Source organism: Oerskovia enterophila, from assembly GCF_001692445.1.
In the GTDB taxonomy this organism is placed as follows: domain Bacteria; phylum Actinomycetota; class Actinomycetes; order Actinomycetales; family Cellulomonadaceae; genus Oerskovia; species Oerskovia enterophila.
The window spans coordinates 1-12,349 of the sequence record NZ_MAQA01000079.1 but is presented as its reverse complement, the minus strand read 5'-3'; the positions used below and the strand labels follow the sequence as shown (position 1 = coordinate 12,349).

The 12,349-nt window shown below is 70.8% G+C and carries 12 protein-coding genes; 4 read left to right on the top strand and 8 right to left on the bottom strand.

Going from position 1 to position 12,349, the window contains the following annotated elements; translation table 11 throughout:
* Nucleotides 1-303 precede the first annotated feature (303 nt).
* Nucleotides 304-2,853, top strand: a complete 2,550-nt coding sequence (locus OERS_RS19475) for a sialidase family protein (protein ID WP_068627676.1) — start codon at nt 304-306, stop codon at nt 2,851-2,853.
* 160 nt (nt 2,854-3,013) lie between these two features.
* On the opposite strand, the gene OERS_RS19470 is transcribed toward OERS_RS19475, so the two are convergent.
* The 3 genes from OERS_RS19470 to ku form a co-directional block, all read right to left on the bottom strand.
* Complete coding sequence (locus tag OERS_RS19470; RefSeq protein ID WP_068627675.1) at nt 3,014-3,478, bottom strand: VOC family protein; 465 nt, start codon at nt 3,476-3,478, stop codon at nt 3,014-3,016.
* A gap of 116 nt (nt 3,479-3,594) precedes the next feature.
* Nucleotides 3,595-4,092, bottom strand: coding sequence for a heme-degrading domain-containing protein (locus tag OERS_RS19465; protein ID WP_068627674.1), 498 nt, complete (start codon nt 4,090-4,092; stop codon nt 3,595-3,597).
* Nucleotides 4,093-4,119: 27 nt separating this feature from the next.
* Nucleotides 4,120-5,094 carry a non-homologous end joining protein Ku gene (gene ku, locus OERS_RS19460; protein WP_068627673.1) on the bottom strand — a complete coding sequence of 325 codons (975 nt, stop codon included), beginning with the start codon at nt 5,092-5,094 and terminating at the stop codon, nt 4,120-4,122.
* 147 nt (nt 5,095-5,241) lie between these two features.
* Here ku and OERS_RS19455 point away from each other — a divergent pair, with 147 nt between their 5' ends.
* Complete coding sequence (locus tag OERS_RS19455) at nt 5,242-5,544, top strand: DUF1905 domain-containing protein (RefSeq protein ID WP_068627672.1); 303 nt, start codon at nt 5,242-5,244, stop codon at nt 5,542-5,544.
* On the opposite strand, the gene OERS_RS19450 is transcribed toward OERS_RS19455, so the two are convergent.
* Nucleotides 5,541-6,341, bottom strand: coding sequence for a GTP pyrophosphokinase (locus OERS_RS19450; protein WP_083201622.1), 801 nt, complete (start codon nt 6,339-6,341; stop codon nt 5,541-5,543). The two genes, OERS_RS19455 and OERS_RS19450, sit on opposite strands and share 4 nt — an antisense overlap.
* Before the next feature lie 250 nt (nt 6,342-6,591).
* On the opposite strand from OERS_RS19450, the gene OERS_RS19445 reads away from it, so the two are divergent.
* Together OERS_RS19445 and OERS_RS19440 are read left to right on the top strand one after the other, a co-directional pair.
* A complete protein-coding gene (locus OERS_RS19445) occupies nt 6,592-7,203 on the top strand; it encodes a TetR/AcrR family transcriptional regulator (RefSeq protein ID WP_056650684.1) in 612 nt (203 codons plus the stop codon).
* 114 nt (nt 7,204-7,317) lie between these two features.
* Nucleotides 7,318-8,280 carry a DUF5692 family protein gene (locus tag OERS_RS19440; RefSeq protein WP_068627670.1) on the top strand — a complete coding sequence of 321 codons (963 nt, stop codon included), beginning with the start codon at nt 7,318-7,320 and terminating at the stop codon, nt 8,278-8,280.
* 82 nt (nt 8,281-8,362) lie between these two features.
* Here the strand turns inward: OERS_RS19440 and OERS_RS19435 are convergent, their stop codons facing one another.
* The 4 genes from OERS_RS19435 to OERS_RS19420 form a co-directional block, all read right to left on the bottom strand.
* Entirely contained in the window at nt 8,363-8,662 is a 300-nt protein-coding gene (locus OERS_RS19435; protein WP_139107954.1) for a hypothetical protein, read from the bottom strand.
* Nucleotides 8,663-8,881: 219 nt separating this feature from the next.
* On the bottom strand, nt 8,882-10,588 hold the full coding sequence (locus OERS_RS19430) for an MDR family MFS transporter (protein WP_068627668.1): 1,707 nt from the start codon (nt 10,586-10,588) through the stop codon (nt 8,882-8,884).
* On the bottom strand, nt 10,585-11,226 hold the full coding sequence (locus OERS_RS19425; protein WP_056650677.1) for a TetR/AcrR family transcriptional regulator: 642 nt from the start codon (nt 11,224-11,226) through the stop codon (nt 10,585-10,587). The genes OERS_RS19430 and OERS_RS19425 overlap by 4 nt, the downstream gene beginning before the upstream one ends.
* Before the next feature lie 151 nt (nt 11,227-11,377).
* A complete protein-coding gene (locus tag OERS_RS19420) occupies nt 11,378-12,181 on the bottom strand; it encodes an SDR family NAD(P)-dependent oxidoreductase (protein ID WP_068627667.1) in 804 nt (267 codons plus the stop codon).
* Nucleotides 12,182-12,349: the final 168 nt, after the last annotated feature.

The window sequence follows — 12,349 nt, the reverse complement described above, 5'->3', positions numbered from 1 at the left end:
CCCGCCCGAACCCGCCCCGTCCTGGGTCGTCCGCACCGCCGCCGACGCCCCGGGTCCAGACCGGACGCCCTCACCAGCACCACGGGTCGCGACGACCACGACGGTCCCGCCCCCTCCTGCCCGACGCACGCTCCGCCGTCGGGCACCTCGCACCAGGAGCACCACAGACCGGACCCCCGCACCCGACTCGGTGCCGAGGCGGAGGTCCGCGCCGTGCTCGCCCCGCGCCCCGGGGCAGGCACAGCACCCGCAGGACCGCACCGTGCACCAAGAGCTCTGACCCGACGAAGCCAGGAGTATCTGATGCCACTGCACCCTTCCACCCCAGCGACCCCGCCCGACCCGCGCACACCGGCGTGCGCCCGCCGCCGCCGCGGGTCGCGCACGGCCCTCGCGGCCGGGCTGTCCCTGCTCCTCGTGGCCCCGGCCGCGAGCGCCCAGGCGTTCGACCCGTTCCCTCCCGCCGCGACCGACGGGCCGGGGACGTTCTCCGAGCAGACCCTCGCGGTCGGCGGCACGGGGGGCTACGCGAACTACCGCATCCCCGCCCTCACCACGACGAACGACGGCACGATCCTCGCCTCGTACGACGGGCGCCCGTTCAACGCGGGCGACGCCCCGCAGCCCAACTCGATCCTGCAGCGCGTGAGCCGTGACGGCGGCGCGACCTGGGAGGCCACGACCGTCGTGGCCGCGGGGTACGGGACGAACTCTTCCCCCGACAAGTACGGGTTCTCGGACCCCAGCTACGTCGTGGACCGCGAGACCGGCACCATCTTCAACTTCCACGTGAAGTCCTTCGACCAGGGCTTCGGCGGGTCGGCCACGGGCATCGACCCGACCAACCGCCAGATCCTGCACGCCGCGGTCAGCGTCTCCGAGGACGGGGGCGAGACCTGGGAGGGCCGCGTCATCACCGAGGGCGCCAAGGACCCGTCGTGGGCCGGCATCTTCGCGGCCTCGGGCGAGGGCATCCAGCTGCGCTACGGCGAGCACGCCGGACGCCTGGTCCAGCAGTTCACGGCCCGCACGGGCGGGACCTACAAGGCCTACAGCGTCTACTCCGACGACCACGGCGCCACGTGGGCGCACGGCGAGGCCTTCGGCACGGGCATGGACGAGAACAAGTCGGTCGAGCTCTCCGACGGGCGCGTCATGATGAACTCGCGCGACTCGGCGGGCAGCAAGTACCGCAAGATCGCGTTCTCGAGCGACGGCGGGCACACCTATGGCCCCGTCACGCTCGACCGCCAGCTCCCCGACCCGACCAACAACGCGTCGATCTCGCGCCTGTACCCCGACGCCCCCGAGGGCTCGGCCGAGGCGAAGATGCTGCTGTTCAGCAACTCCAACAGCACCACGGGCCGCGAGAACGTGACCGTACGTCTCTCGTGCGACGACGGTGCGACCTGGCCGGGCTTCCGGGTCGTCAACCCCGGGTCGGGCGCCTACTCGACGCTCTCGCCGCTCGGCGACGGGCGCTTCGGGCTCCTGTACGAGACGCAGGGCATGAACGCCATCTCGTTCGCGAGCTTCGACCAGGCGTGGCTGAACGCGACGTGCGCCTCGACCGTCGTGCCGGACACGACCGTCGCGACGGGCGCCACGGTCCAGGTCCCCGTCCGCGTCACCAACCAGAACCAGGCGCCGCTGGCCGCCTCGCGCCTGACGATCGACGCCCCCGTGGGCTGGAGCGCGACGACGGTCGACGTGCCGGCGCTCGCGGTCGGCGAGACCGCCACGGTGCAGGTCGCGCTCACGGCGTCCGCGACCGCTGCGGCGACCACGGCTGCCAACCCCGTCCGTGTCCAGAGCGTCCTGACCGCGGCCGACGGCACGCAGGCGCGTGCGTACGGCTACGTGACCGTGACCGGCGGCCCCGCGGGGGGAGCCGTGACCTCGCTCGCGGTGTTCGGGAAGTACACGACCGACCGTGACGTCGCGGCCCAGCCGTACACGGTCGGCGAGCGCGTCCCCTACTCGTTCCGCGTCTACAACACCGGGACCACGGCCTACCGCTCGACCGCGACGGGCAACCTGACGAACCTCTCCCCGGGCTGCAACTGGAGCAGCCTGCCCGCAGGCGGCACCTACCTGTGCGCGCTCGCGTACCGCGTGGTGACGGCAGGCGACCTCGCGGACGGCTTCTTCGTCCCCGAGACCCGCTGGTACATGAACGCGGACCAGGCCTCGTCGGTCGCGCTCACGGGCGAGCCCGTCGACCTGGTCGACCGCCGCCCCTCGCTCGCGGTGACGGTCGGCGAGCCCACGGTCGAGGACACCGACGGGACCGGCTCGGTGAACGCGGGCGACGTCGTGGTCAACCAGGTCACGGTGCGCAACACCGGCAACGTGCGGCTGACGGGCGTCGGGGCCACGGGCCTGTGCACGCTGCCCGAGCTCGCGGCAGGAGCCGAGGCCTCGTGCGGCACGGTGCGACGCACCCTCACCGCGGCGGACGTCGCGGCAGGCTCGCTCGCGGGCCGGACCGTCACGGTGGACGCCGTGAACGGCGACCTCGCCGTGACCGGACGGGTCGACGTGGCGCCCTACGAGCTGCCTACGGCTCCCGTCTCCCCCGTGGCCGTGGACGTCGCCGCGAGCGCCCAGTGCGTGGCGGGCAAGGTCCAGCTCACGGGCCGCGCGGTCAACGCCGGGGACGAGGCGGTGGACGTCACGATCCGCACGAGCGCGGGCTCCAAGTCGTTCGCGAGCGTGGACGCCGGCCGCAGCGCGTCGCAGCGGTTCGCGACCCGTTCCGCCTCGGTCGCGGCCGGCGAGGTCGCGTTCGACGTCATGGCCGATGGGGCGACGGCGACCCTCGTCGCACCCTACGACGCGACGTCGTGCTGATCGGCGGCTGATCCGCGACTGGCCCACCTCGGGGTGCGGCGCCCTGCCTGGCGCCGCAGCCGCACCACAGACCTCGGCCCTCGTCCCCATGCCGGTGGGGACGAGGGCCGAGCCTCGCGCGGCACTGTCGCTAGGAGAGCACCACGACGACGACGGCGCACTAGCTCCCTGCGAACGCAGCCCGCAGCGCGGGCATCTCGAGCTTGATCATCTGCATCATGACGCCCATCATCCGCGCCACGGCCTCCTGGTCGTCGGACTGAGCGAGCTCCTCGAACTCGACCGGCACGACCTGCCACGACAGCCCGTAGCGGTCCTTGAGCCAGCCGCACTGCGACTCGGTGCCGCCGCCCGAGAGCAGGGCGTCCCAGTAGTGGTCGACCTCGGCCTCGTCCTCGCAGCGCACGATGAACGAGACGGCCTCGCTGAACGGGAACAGGTGGTCGGGGCCGCCGTTGATGAGGTTGAAGGGCTGGCCCTGCAAGGTGAAGTCGATGGTGACGAGTGTGCCGTCGGGCATCTTCAGGGAGTCGCCGACGGTGCTGTCGGGGAACACCGAGGTGTAGAAGGCCACGGCCTCCTCGAGTCCTCCGTTGAACCACAGGCTCGGGACGATCGGTCTCATCGCACTCCTCCTCCCGCGCGGCGCGCGGTGCGTCGCGCTCTTCAGGTTCGACCGGCAGGGACCGGCGAACTCATCGGTCGGCGCACCCGGTCAGGCGCGGCGGCGCGGCGGGCGCGTCAGGCGGCGGTCCGCAGGAACGTCCGCAGGGCCTCGACCACGAGCAGGTGGTCGTCGCGCTGGGCCAGGCCGGACACGGTCACGACGCCGATCACCCCGACGCCCTCGACCCGCAGCGGGAAGGCCCCGCCGTGGGCCGCGTACTCCTGGAGCGACAGCTCGTGCTGCGCCGTGAACGTCGTCCCCCTGGCCTTGGCGCGCAGCCCCATGAGGTACGACGACGCGCCGAACCGCTCGACCACGCGCACCTTGCGCTGGACCCAGGAGTCGTTGTCGGGCGTGGTGCCCTCGGTCGCGGCGTGGAAGACCTGCTGCGGCCCGCGGCGCACGTCGATCGTGATCGGCAGGGACCGCTCGGCCGCGAGCTCGACGAGCAGGCAGCCGAGCCGCCACGCGTCGTCGTGCGTGAAGCGCGTGAGCACGAGGTCGCGTTCGTGCTGCTCGGCCTCGGCGACGAGGCGGGCGAGGTCGGGGTTCTCGGGCTGGTCGTGAGTCATGGCGTCAGCCTGGCACGCCAGGGCTCGTCACGCCGAGGCCTTCTTGCGCGTCGTCTTCTTCGCGGGTTCCTTCGTCGAGGCGGGCGCCTTGGTCGAGGCGGCCTTGCCGCCCGAGGCGCGCGACGCCGTCGGGCGCTCGCTCTTCTTCTTCGTGGTGCCCGACGACGCAGCCTCCTTCGCGGGCTTCTCACCCTTGGCGTCACCCGACTTCTTGCCGCGCGAGCTCTCGACGCTGCGGCGCAGCGCCTCCATGAGGTCGATGACCTCGGCGCCGTCGCCGCCCTTCTCCTCCTGCTCGCCGAAGGTCTCTTCGGTGCTGAACGTGTCCCCTGCTTCGATCTTGGCCTCGATGAGCTGGCGGAGCTGGGCCTGGTAGTCGTCCTGGTACTCCGCGGGCGTGAAGTCGGCCGCGAACGACTCGACGAGCTGCGACGACATCGCGAGCTCCTTGGCGCTGACCTTCGCGGGCTCGTCGAGCGTCGGGAACGCGGCCTCGCGCACCTCGTCGGCCCACAGCAGCGTCTGCAGCACCAGCACGTCGTCGCGCACGCGCAACGCCGCGAGCCGCGTGCGCTGGCGCAGCGCGAACTTCACGATCGCCGTGCGGTCGGTCTCCTCGAGCGTGCGGCGCAGCAGCACGTAGGCCTTGTTCGAGGACGAGTCCGGCTCGAGGTAGTAGCTGCGGTCCAGGAGCATGGGGTCGATCTGGTCGGTGGGCACGAACTCGACGACCTCGACCTCGCGGCTCCGCTCGGCGGGCAGCGACCCCAGGTCCTCGGCCGTGAGCACGACCGTGCGCTCGCCGTCGTCGTACGCCTTGTCGATGTGCTCGTACGCCACGACCTCGCCGCAGACCTCGCACCGTCGCTGGTAGCGGATCCGACCGCCGTCCTTGTCGTGCACCTGGTGCAGCGGCACGTCGTGGTCCTCGGTCGCCGAGTACACCTTGATCGGCACGTTGACGAGACCGAACGTGATGGCACCCTTCCAGATGGCCCTCATGTCTCCATGGTGCTCCCGGGGCCGGGGGCTGGCGAGTCGTCAGACCATCTGGAGCCGGTGGTGCGGCCCCGCGGGCAGCTCGACCCCGATCACGTCGCCGACGGCGACCGTCCCGCCCCTGTGGGCGGCGCCCGGCATCATGGGCGCATGGCCGGCACCAGGTACGAGTTCGAGGCGGAGCTGTGGCGCTGGACCGCACGCAGCGACACGTGGGTCTTCGCGGCCCTGCCCACCGACGTCAGCGACGAGATCGCCGACTCCCCGCTGCCTCCGGCCGGGTTCGGGTCGGTCAAGGTCGAGGTCACGCTCGGCGGCTCGCGCTGGTCGACGTCGGTCTTCCCCGACGCGGAGCGCAGGACGTTCGTGCTGCCCGTCAAGGCCGCGGTGCGTCGCGCAGAAGGGGTCGACGTCGGGGACACCGTGCGGATCGCGGTCGAGACGCTGATCTAGCCCGCGACCCCTGAGGCTCCGCCGGTGTCCTCGGAACCGGGAGCGTCCGTGGCGCCTTGTCCTCCCGGGGTGCCCCGCAGGTAGGAGTCGAGCAGGTCCCACGAGGGCGCGAAGGGGCTGGCCCCCTTGCCCTCGGGGTGCTCGGTCGCGGTGTCGCGCGAGTGCTGGAGCACCTCGTCGTGCAGTCGCTCCATCTTCTCGTCGAGCGCGGAGGCCGCGAGCGAGGCCTCCTTGAGCTCGTCGAGCAGGCGCTGCGGGACGGCCTTGTCGTACTTGTAGTAGATCTTGTGCTCGAGGCTGGCCCAGAAGTCCATGGCGATGGTGCGGATCTGGATCTCTACGACCACGGGCTGCACGCGGTCTGACAGGAACACGGGCACCTCGACGATCAGGTGCAGGCTCTTGTACCCGTTGCCCTTGGGGTGGGAGATGTAGTCGCGCTCCTCGAGCACCACGAGGTCCTGCTGCGCCGCGATCATGTCGCGGACCTTGTAGATGTCGGACACGAAGCTGCACGTGACGCGCACGCCCGCGATGTCGAAGATCTCGGCGCGCAGGGCCTCGATCGTCAGGTCCACGCCCTTGCGCCGCGCCTTGGCGAGCAGCGACTCGGGCGACTTGAGGCGCGAGGACACGTGCTCGATCGGGTTGTACTCGTGGGCGTAGGCGAACTCGTCGCGCAGGATGGTGATCTTGGTCATCACCTCGTCCATGCCGAACCGGTACGTCATCATCAGCCGCGTGAAGTGCTCCCGCAGGGCCCGTAGCTCTGCCCCGACGTGGGGTTCACCGCTCATGAGTTCCTCGCTGCTCGTGCTGACACCGACCATCTACCGTCGCACACCGCGCAGCCCCGGAGGGACCACGTCCGCCGTCGCCCCCGGGCCGTCTCACGTCGTGGCGCGGGCCGAGGCAAGGGGCACTGCCCGGTCGCAGGCCCAACGGCCCAGTTCTCCGGGACCTACGTCCTGACCTGCCGGAACACTGTTGACGCTGTGTCAATAGCGGTCCTAGCGTCGGTGTCATCAGCTCGGGAAGGAGCCCCAGATGACCGACGCCACGAGGCCCAGACGACGCCGTTCGGCGCCCGAGGTGCGGGCCGAGGAGATCGTCCTCGCGGCGCGCGACCTCTTCGCCGAGCAGGGCATCGCCCACACCTCGACCAAGGACGTCGCCGAGCGGGCGGGCGTCGCGCGAGGGCTCGTCTACTACTACTTCCCCGACAAGGACACGCTCGTCGACGCGGTGCTCGAGGGGTACGTCACCGAGTTCGTCGAGGCCGTGCACGCGTGGGACGCGGCCCGCGAGCCGGGCAACATCGACAAGGCGCTCGTCGACTGCGTCGCGATGTTCCGCACCCACCTGCGGTCGGTCGACCCGCTGCGCGACGACCTGCAGCGCGCCGAGCACACGGGGCTGTACAACCGGTTCCTCGACCGCGCCGTGCGCGCGGTCGTCGAGTGCGTCGAGGCCACCACGGTCGAGGCCTACGCGGCCCGGCACCAGGTCCGCATCGAGCACGTGCCCGAGACGTTCTACGTCCTGGTCTACGGCCTCGTGGGCCTGGCCCGGAACTGTCCCGAGGTCGACGACGCGGTGCTCGTGACGATCGTGCGGCAGGCGCTGCACCTCGAGGGGGCGCGGGCCGATTCCGAGTGACGCGACAGCACGGACCACACCGGTGCGCCGGGGTCCGCGCCCGTCCACCTGGCGCACCTCCCCCACCCGCCGGGACGACACCTGCCGTCCCGCCGTCCTGAGAAAGGGAGCGACGTGTTCCTGTTCGACTCCATCCCCTGGCAAGCCGCCGTCATGTGGTTCGTGGTGCTCGCGGCCCTCGTCGGCCTCAACGAGCTGGTCCGCTGGTCCAAGGCCGCCGCGATCGGGATCTTCATCGTCCTGCCGGTCCTGCTGACGATCTTCGTGTGGCCGCACACCGCGGGCGCCGGGTCGTCAACCGGCACCTGGTTCCACTGGGTCAAGGTGTACTCGGCCCTCGCGGGTTGCATCGGCTTCATGCTCATCCGCTACAACCCCCGCATCGCGGCCATGAAGTACGCGTTGCTGTTCCCGCCGGCGATCCTGGGCCTCAACATCCTCGAGGCCGTGATCCGCGACTTCCAGGTCTCCGGCATGCACGGCATGGTCGACGGCGTCTTCATGGTCGGCGGCTCGTGGAACATCATGAACGGCGTCGCGGGCATCCTGAACCTGCTGACGATCTGCGGCTGGGCCGGCATCTACATCACCCGCGACCGCTTCAAGGACATGGTCTGGCCCGACATGATGTGGTTCTGGATCATCGCGTACGACCTGTGGAACTTCGCGTACGTCTACAACTGCGTGGGCGACCACGCGTTCTACGCGGGCGCGGCGCTGCTCATCAGCTGCACCATCCCGGCGTTCTTCCTGCGCAAGGGCGCCTGGCTCCAGCACCGCGCTCACACGCTCGCGTTCTGGATGATGTTCACGATGGCCGTGCCGACGTTCGTGTCGGACTCGGCGTTCGCGGTCGACTCGTCGCACAACCCGACGGCGCTGTTCGTCGTGAGCCTGGTCTCGCTCCTCGCGAACGTCGCGGTCGCGGTCTACCAGGTCAAGGTCATCGTGACCAGGCGGCGCAACCCGCTGCGCGACGAGCTGTTCACCGACCACCGGTCGTACCAGGAGCTCGCGAAAGACCGTCCCGCCCCGGGCCCCGTGGCGGCGACCGCGGGCAGCGCGGCGACGGCCTGAGGTCCCGCTCTGCGCTCACGACGACGGGTCGCCCGACACGCTGTCGGACGACCCGTCGTCGTGAGTGGGAGAGCCCACCGACTCACCAGAACCATCGTTCGGTGCCGTCGGGCGAGCAGATGGAGAGGCGCCCACGATCGGTAGCGAAGCGCCGCGCGGCCACCGCCTGGACGATCGACGACAGCTCATCCTTCGAGACCCGGACGCTCACGTCCGTCAGCAGGACTCGAACCACCTCCCAGCCCTCCGCAAGCCGCAAGACATCCATCGACAGATCACCGGACGCGTCGTCATCGAAGCTGACCACCAGTTCTTCTTCGCCGTCATGAACCCATACTGATTCGACCCCAGGGACCAGCGACAGCTCACCTGGAAGATCCACTGACGCTCCTCATCCACAGCCGGACGAACTCAGATCCTTGACGCCGAAGTGCGGTCCCCGCGGAGAAGGTCCGCGCCGCGAATCCGCTTGCCCCACCTGCGTTCCTGCTCGCGTCACGGAGAGTCTCGCACGTCCTCGGAGTGCACGAGCTCTCTCCCGGACGGCGAGATGCAGAGGGACCTCCGGCCGCGGCCGGAGGTCCCTTCGTGCGCGGTGGGTCTACCGCTGGCGGTGCTGCGGCCCGCTGGTCGCGTCCTCGAGGGGCCCGACGGCGTCGCTCGCCTCGTCCTCGTCGGTCACCAGGAGCTGGCCCTCGGCCAGGGACTCCGCGGCGATCTCGTGCTCGACCGAGGTCGCGAGCGGCTTCTCGTGGACGAAGCACAGGGCGATCGCCGCGATGATCGCGAGCGGCACCATGTAGAGGAAGAGCGGCACGAGCGCCTCGTTGTAGGACTCGATCACGAGGACGCGCACGCCGTCGGGCAGGGACTGGACCAGGTCCGGGGTGAGCGAGCCCGTCCCTCCCGCCGAGCCCGTGCCCTGCGGGAACTTCTCCGCGATGAGCGTGGTCAGGCGCGAGATGAAGACGCTGCCGACCACGGCCGAGCCCAGCGTGGCGCCGACCTGACGGAAGTAGTTGTTGGCTGCGGTCGCGGTGCCGACCTCGCGCAGGGGGAACGAGTTCTGCACGATCAGCGTGAGGATCTGCATGCTGCTGCCCAGCCCGATCCCGATCACCCCGAGGAACACGCAGATCATGGGGGTCGGGGTGTCGGCCTTGACGGTCGAGAGCAGGGCCAGGCCCACACCCAGGATCAGTGACCCGACGATCGGGAGGACCTTGTACTTCCCGGTCCGCGAGACCATCTGCCCCGTGACGACCGAGGTGACGAGCAGGGACCCCATCATGGGGATCATGAGCAGGCCCGCGACGGTCGCGCTCGCGCCGGTCGCCATCTGCAGGTACGTCGGCATGTAGCCGATCGCGCCGAACATCGCGATCCCGGTCGCGAGGGCCGCGATGGTCGTGACCGTGAAGTTGCGGTCGGCGAACAGGTGCAGCGGGATGATCGGCTCGTCGGCACGCTTCTCGACGAGCACGAACGCCACGGCGGCCACGACGGCCAGCGCGATGAGCCCGAGGATCGTCGCCGAGCCCCACGCGTACTGCGAGCCGCCCCAGGTCCCGACCAGCACGATCGCCGTGGTGGCCACGGCCATGAGGGCCATGCCGAAGTAGTCGTGGCGCACGCGCTCGGGGCCACGCTGCTTCTTGGGCAGGTGCAGCAGGAAGATCGCGGCGAGCGCTGCGAGGATGCCCAGCGGGATGTTGATCCAGAACACCCAGCGCCAGCCCGGCCCCTCGGTGAACCATCCGCCGAGCAGCGGGCCGGCGACCGAGGAGACCGCGAAGACGGCGCCCATGATCCCCATGTACCTGCCGCGCTCGCGTGCGGGGATGACGTCGGCGATCGCGGCCTGCGACAGGATCATGAGACCTCCGCCGCCCAGGCCCTGGACCGTGCGGCCCACGATCAGCATGTTCATGTCGCCCGCGACGGCGCCGATCACCGAGCCCGCCATGAACAGCAGGATCGCGGTGATCAGGAGGGGCTTGCGCCCCAGGACGTCGGAGATCTTGCCGTAGATCGGCATGGTGATGGTCGAGGCGAGGATGAAGGCCGTGATGACCCAGCTCATGTGCTCGACGCCGTTGAGCTCGCCCACGATCGTCGGCAGCGCGCTCGAGAGCACGGTCTGGTTGAGGGACGCGAGCAGCATGGTGACCATGAGGCCCATGAAGAGCAGGACGATCCCGCGGTCCTTCTGCGCGACCGGTGCTGCGGGCGCTGCCTGGCCGGGCGCGGTGGGAGCCGCGCCTCGCGTGGGTGCCGGCGTGCTGCCGGCTCGGGTGGGGTTGGTCATAGCGTGGCCTCGAAGACCTCTCGGAAGATGGTGATCGCTTCGCTGATCTCGGCTTCGGCGTCGGCGTCGCTCAGGGCGGCTCCGGGGTCGCGCGAGTACGCGAAGCGCATGATGGTGCCGGCGAGCATGAGGAGCGCTCGCGCGGTGTCGGGGCTGTCGGGCAGGCCCAGCGACGCGAGCTCGCTGAACCCCGTCCCGTCCTCGGCCCGGTCGGACAGCAGGTCGTTGACGAGCCCCTCGACCTGGGAGACGTAACCCATGGCGTGCCGCCGCAGCTCGGGGTGCTCCCGCACGAGCGCCTTGCGCTCGGCGAACGGCACGCCGGGGTGCAGCGTGGACCGCAGGATCGAGAGCAGGAACCGCACGACCCGCTCGAACGCGGGCCCCTCGGTCTCCGCCCGGAAGGCTGCGAGCGCCTCGTCGGAGACGCGCGGGGGCACGAGCCCCAGGATCGCCTCTTCCTTGGTCGCGAAGTAGTTGAAGAACGTCCGCTGCGAGACACCCGCCGTGGCGGCGATCTCCTCGACGGTCGCGTGCTGGAGCCCCTTCTCACGGACCAGCGCGGCGGCCGCCTGATGGATCGTGAGCCAGGTCTCGGCGCGCTTGCGGTCGCGGAGGGACGTCGGAGCGTTGTGCATTACTGCACTATATGCAGCACTGCAAAGGTTGCACAACTGCACCTTTGCGCAGCGGGGCCCGCTGAGTGCGGAGCGGCTGTCGCCCGACGGACAGATCGACGACAGCCACGCCGCACTCAGGCGCGTCGTCGCCGCGCTCGCCGGCTCCGGTTCACATCCCCATTCCGCCGTCGACGGGAAGGCCCGCGCCGTTGACGAACCGTGCCGCGTCCGACGCGAGGAACACGACGGCGTCCGCCATGTCCTCGACCGTCCCCAGGCGTCCGGAAGGAGTCAGGTCGACCACGGCGCCGACCGCCTCCTCCGCCGAGCCGTACAGCCCCAGGGTCGCCATGTCGTTCGCGAGGCCCGCACCCATCGCGGTCGGCACGAGGCCGGGGTAGACGCAGTTGACCCGGACGCCGTAGCCGAGCTTCCCGCTCTCCATCGCGGCGACCCGCGTGAGGCGGTCGACCGCGGACTTGGTGGCCGAGTAGACGGAGATGCCGGGGAACGCGATCGTGGCCGCGACCGAGGAGACGTTCACGATCGCGCCGCCGGACCCCGCCGCCCCACCCGGGCGCATCGCCCGCAGGCCGTGCTTGATCCCGAGCGTGGTGCCGAGGACGTTCACCTCGAGCATCCGCCGGACGTCGTCGGGATCGACCTCGGTGAGCAGACCGGAGATCTCGATGCCCGCGTTGTTCACCAGGATGTCGAGGCCACCCAGGGCGTCGACCGTCGTGGCGATCGCCCGTTCCCAGTCCGGCTCCGCCGTGACGTCGAGGCGGGTGAACGCATGGTGCCGGCCCCCGCCTGACGGCAGTCCGGCCGCGACCTGCGCCCCGCTGTCCTGCAGGTCTGCGATCACGACGCTCGCGCCCGCCGCCGCGAGCGCGCGGGCCATCCCTTCGCCGAGGCCCTGGGCCCCGCCGGTGACGAGGGCCCGGCGCCCGGTGAGGTCGAACACGGTCATGGCGTCTCCTGTGGTGTCGGCAGGGCGGCCGGGACAGGGAGGACGAGCCGCCCGCGGGCCGCTCACCGCCGCCGAGACGGCCGAGAAGTGGTGCGGGTCACATGCTCGTCGAGTCCCCGGTGCCCGTCAATCGCTCGCTTCCCGCCCACCGACCGACGCCCCCCCCAC

Coding starts and splice junctions, on each gene's coding strand:
- OERS_RS19455 (WP_068627672.1), top strand. CDS start 5,242: ATGGCCGGCACCAGGTACGAGTTCGAGGCGGAGCTGTGGCGCTGGACC.
- OERS_RS19450 (WP_083201622.1), bottom strand. CDS start 6,341: ATGAGCGGTGAACCCCACGTCGGGGCAGAGCTACGGGCCCTGCGGGAG.
- OERS_RS19470 (WP_068627675.1), bottom strand. CDS start 3,478: ATGAGACCGATCGTCCCGAGCCTGTGGTTCAACGGAGGACTCGAGGAG.
- OERS_RS19425 (WP_056650677.1), bottom strand. CDS start 11,226: ATGCACAACGCTCCGACGTCCCTCCGCGACCGCAAGCGCGCCGAGACC.
- OERS_RS19430 (WP_068627668.1), bottom strand. CDS start 10,588: ATGACCAACCCCACCCGAGCCGGCAGCACGCCGGCACCCACGCGAGGC.
- OERS_RS19475 (WP_068627676.1), top strand. CDS start 304: ATGCCACTGCACCCTTCCACCCCAGCGACCCCGCCCGACCCGCGCACA.
- OERS_RS19465 (WP_068627674.1), bottom strand. CDS start 4,092: ATGACTCACGACCAGCCCGAGAACCCCGACCTCGCCCGCCTCGTCGCC.
- ku (WP_068627673.1), bottom strand. CDS start 5,094: ATGAGGGCCATCTGGAAGGGTGCCATCACGTTCGGTCTCGTCAACGTG.
- OERS_RS19420 (WP_068627667.1), bottom strand. CDS start 12,181: ATGACCGTGTTCGACCTCACCGGGCGCCGGGCCCTCGTCACCGGCGGG.
- OERS_RS19445 (WP_056650684.1), top strand. CDS start 6,592: ATGACCGACGCCACGAGGCCCAGACGACGCCGTTCGGCGCCCGAGGTG.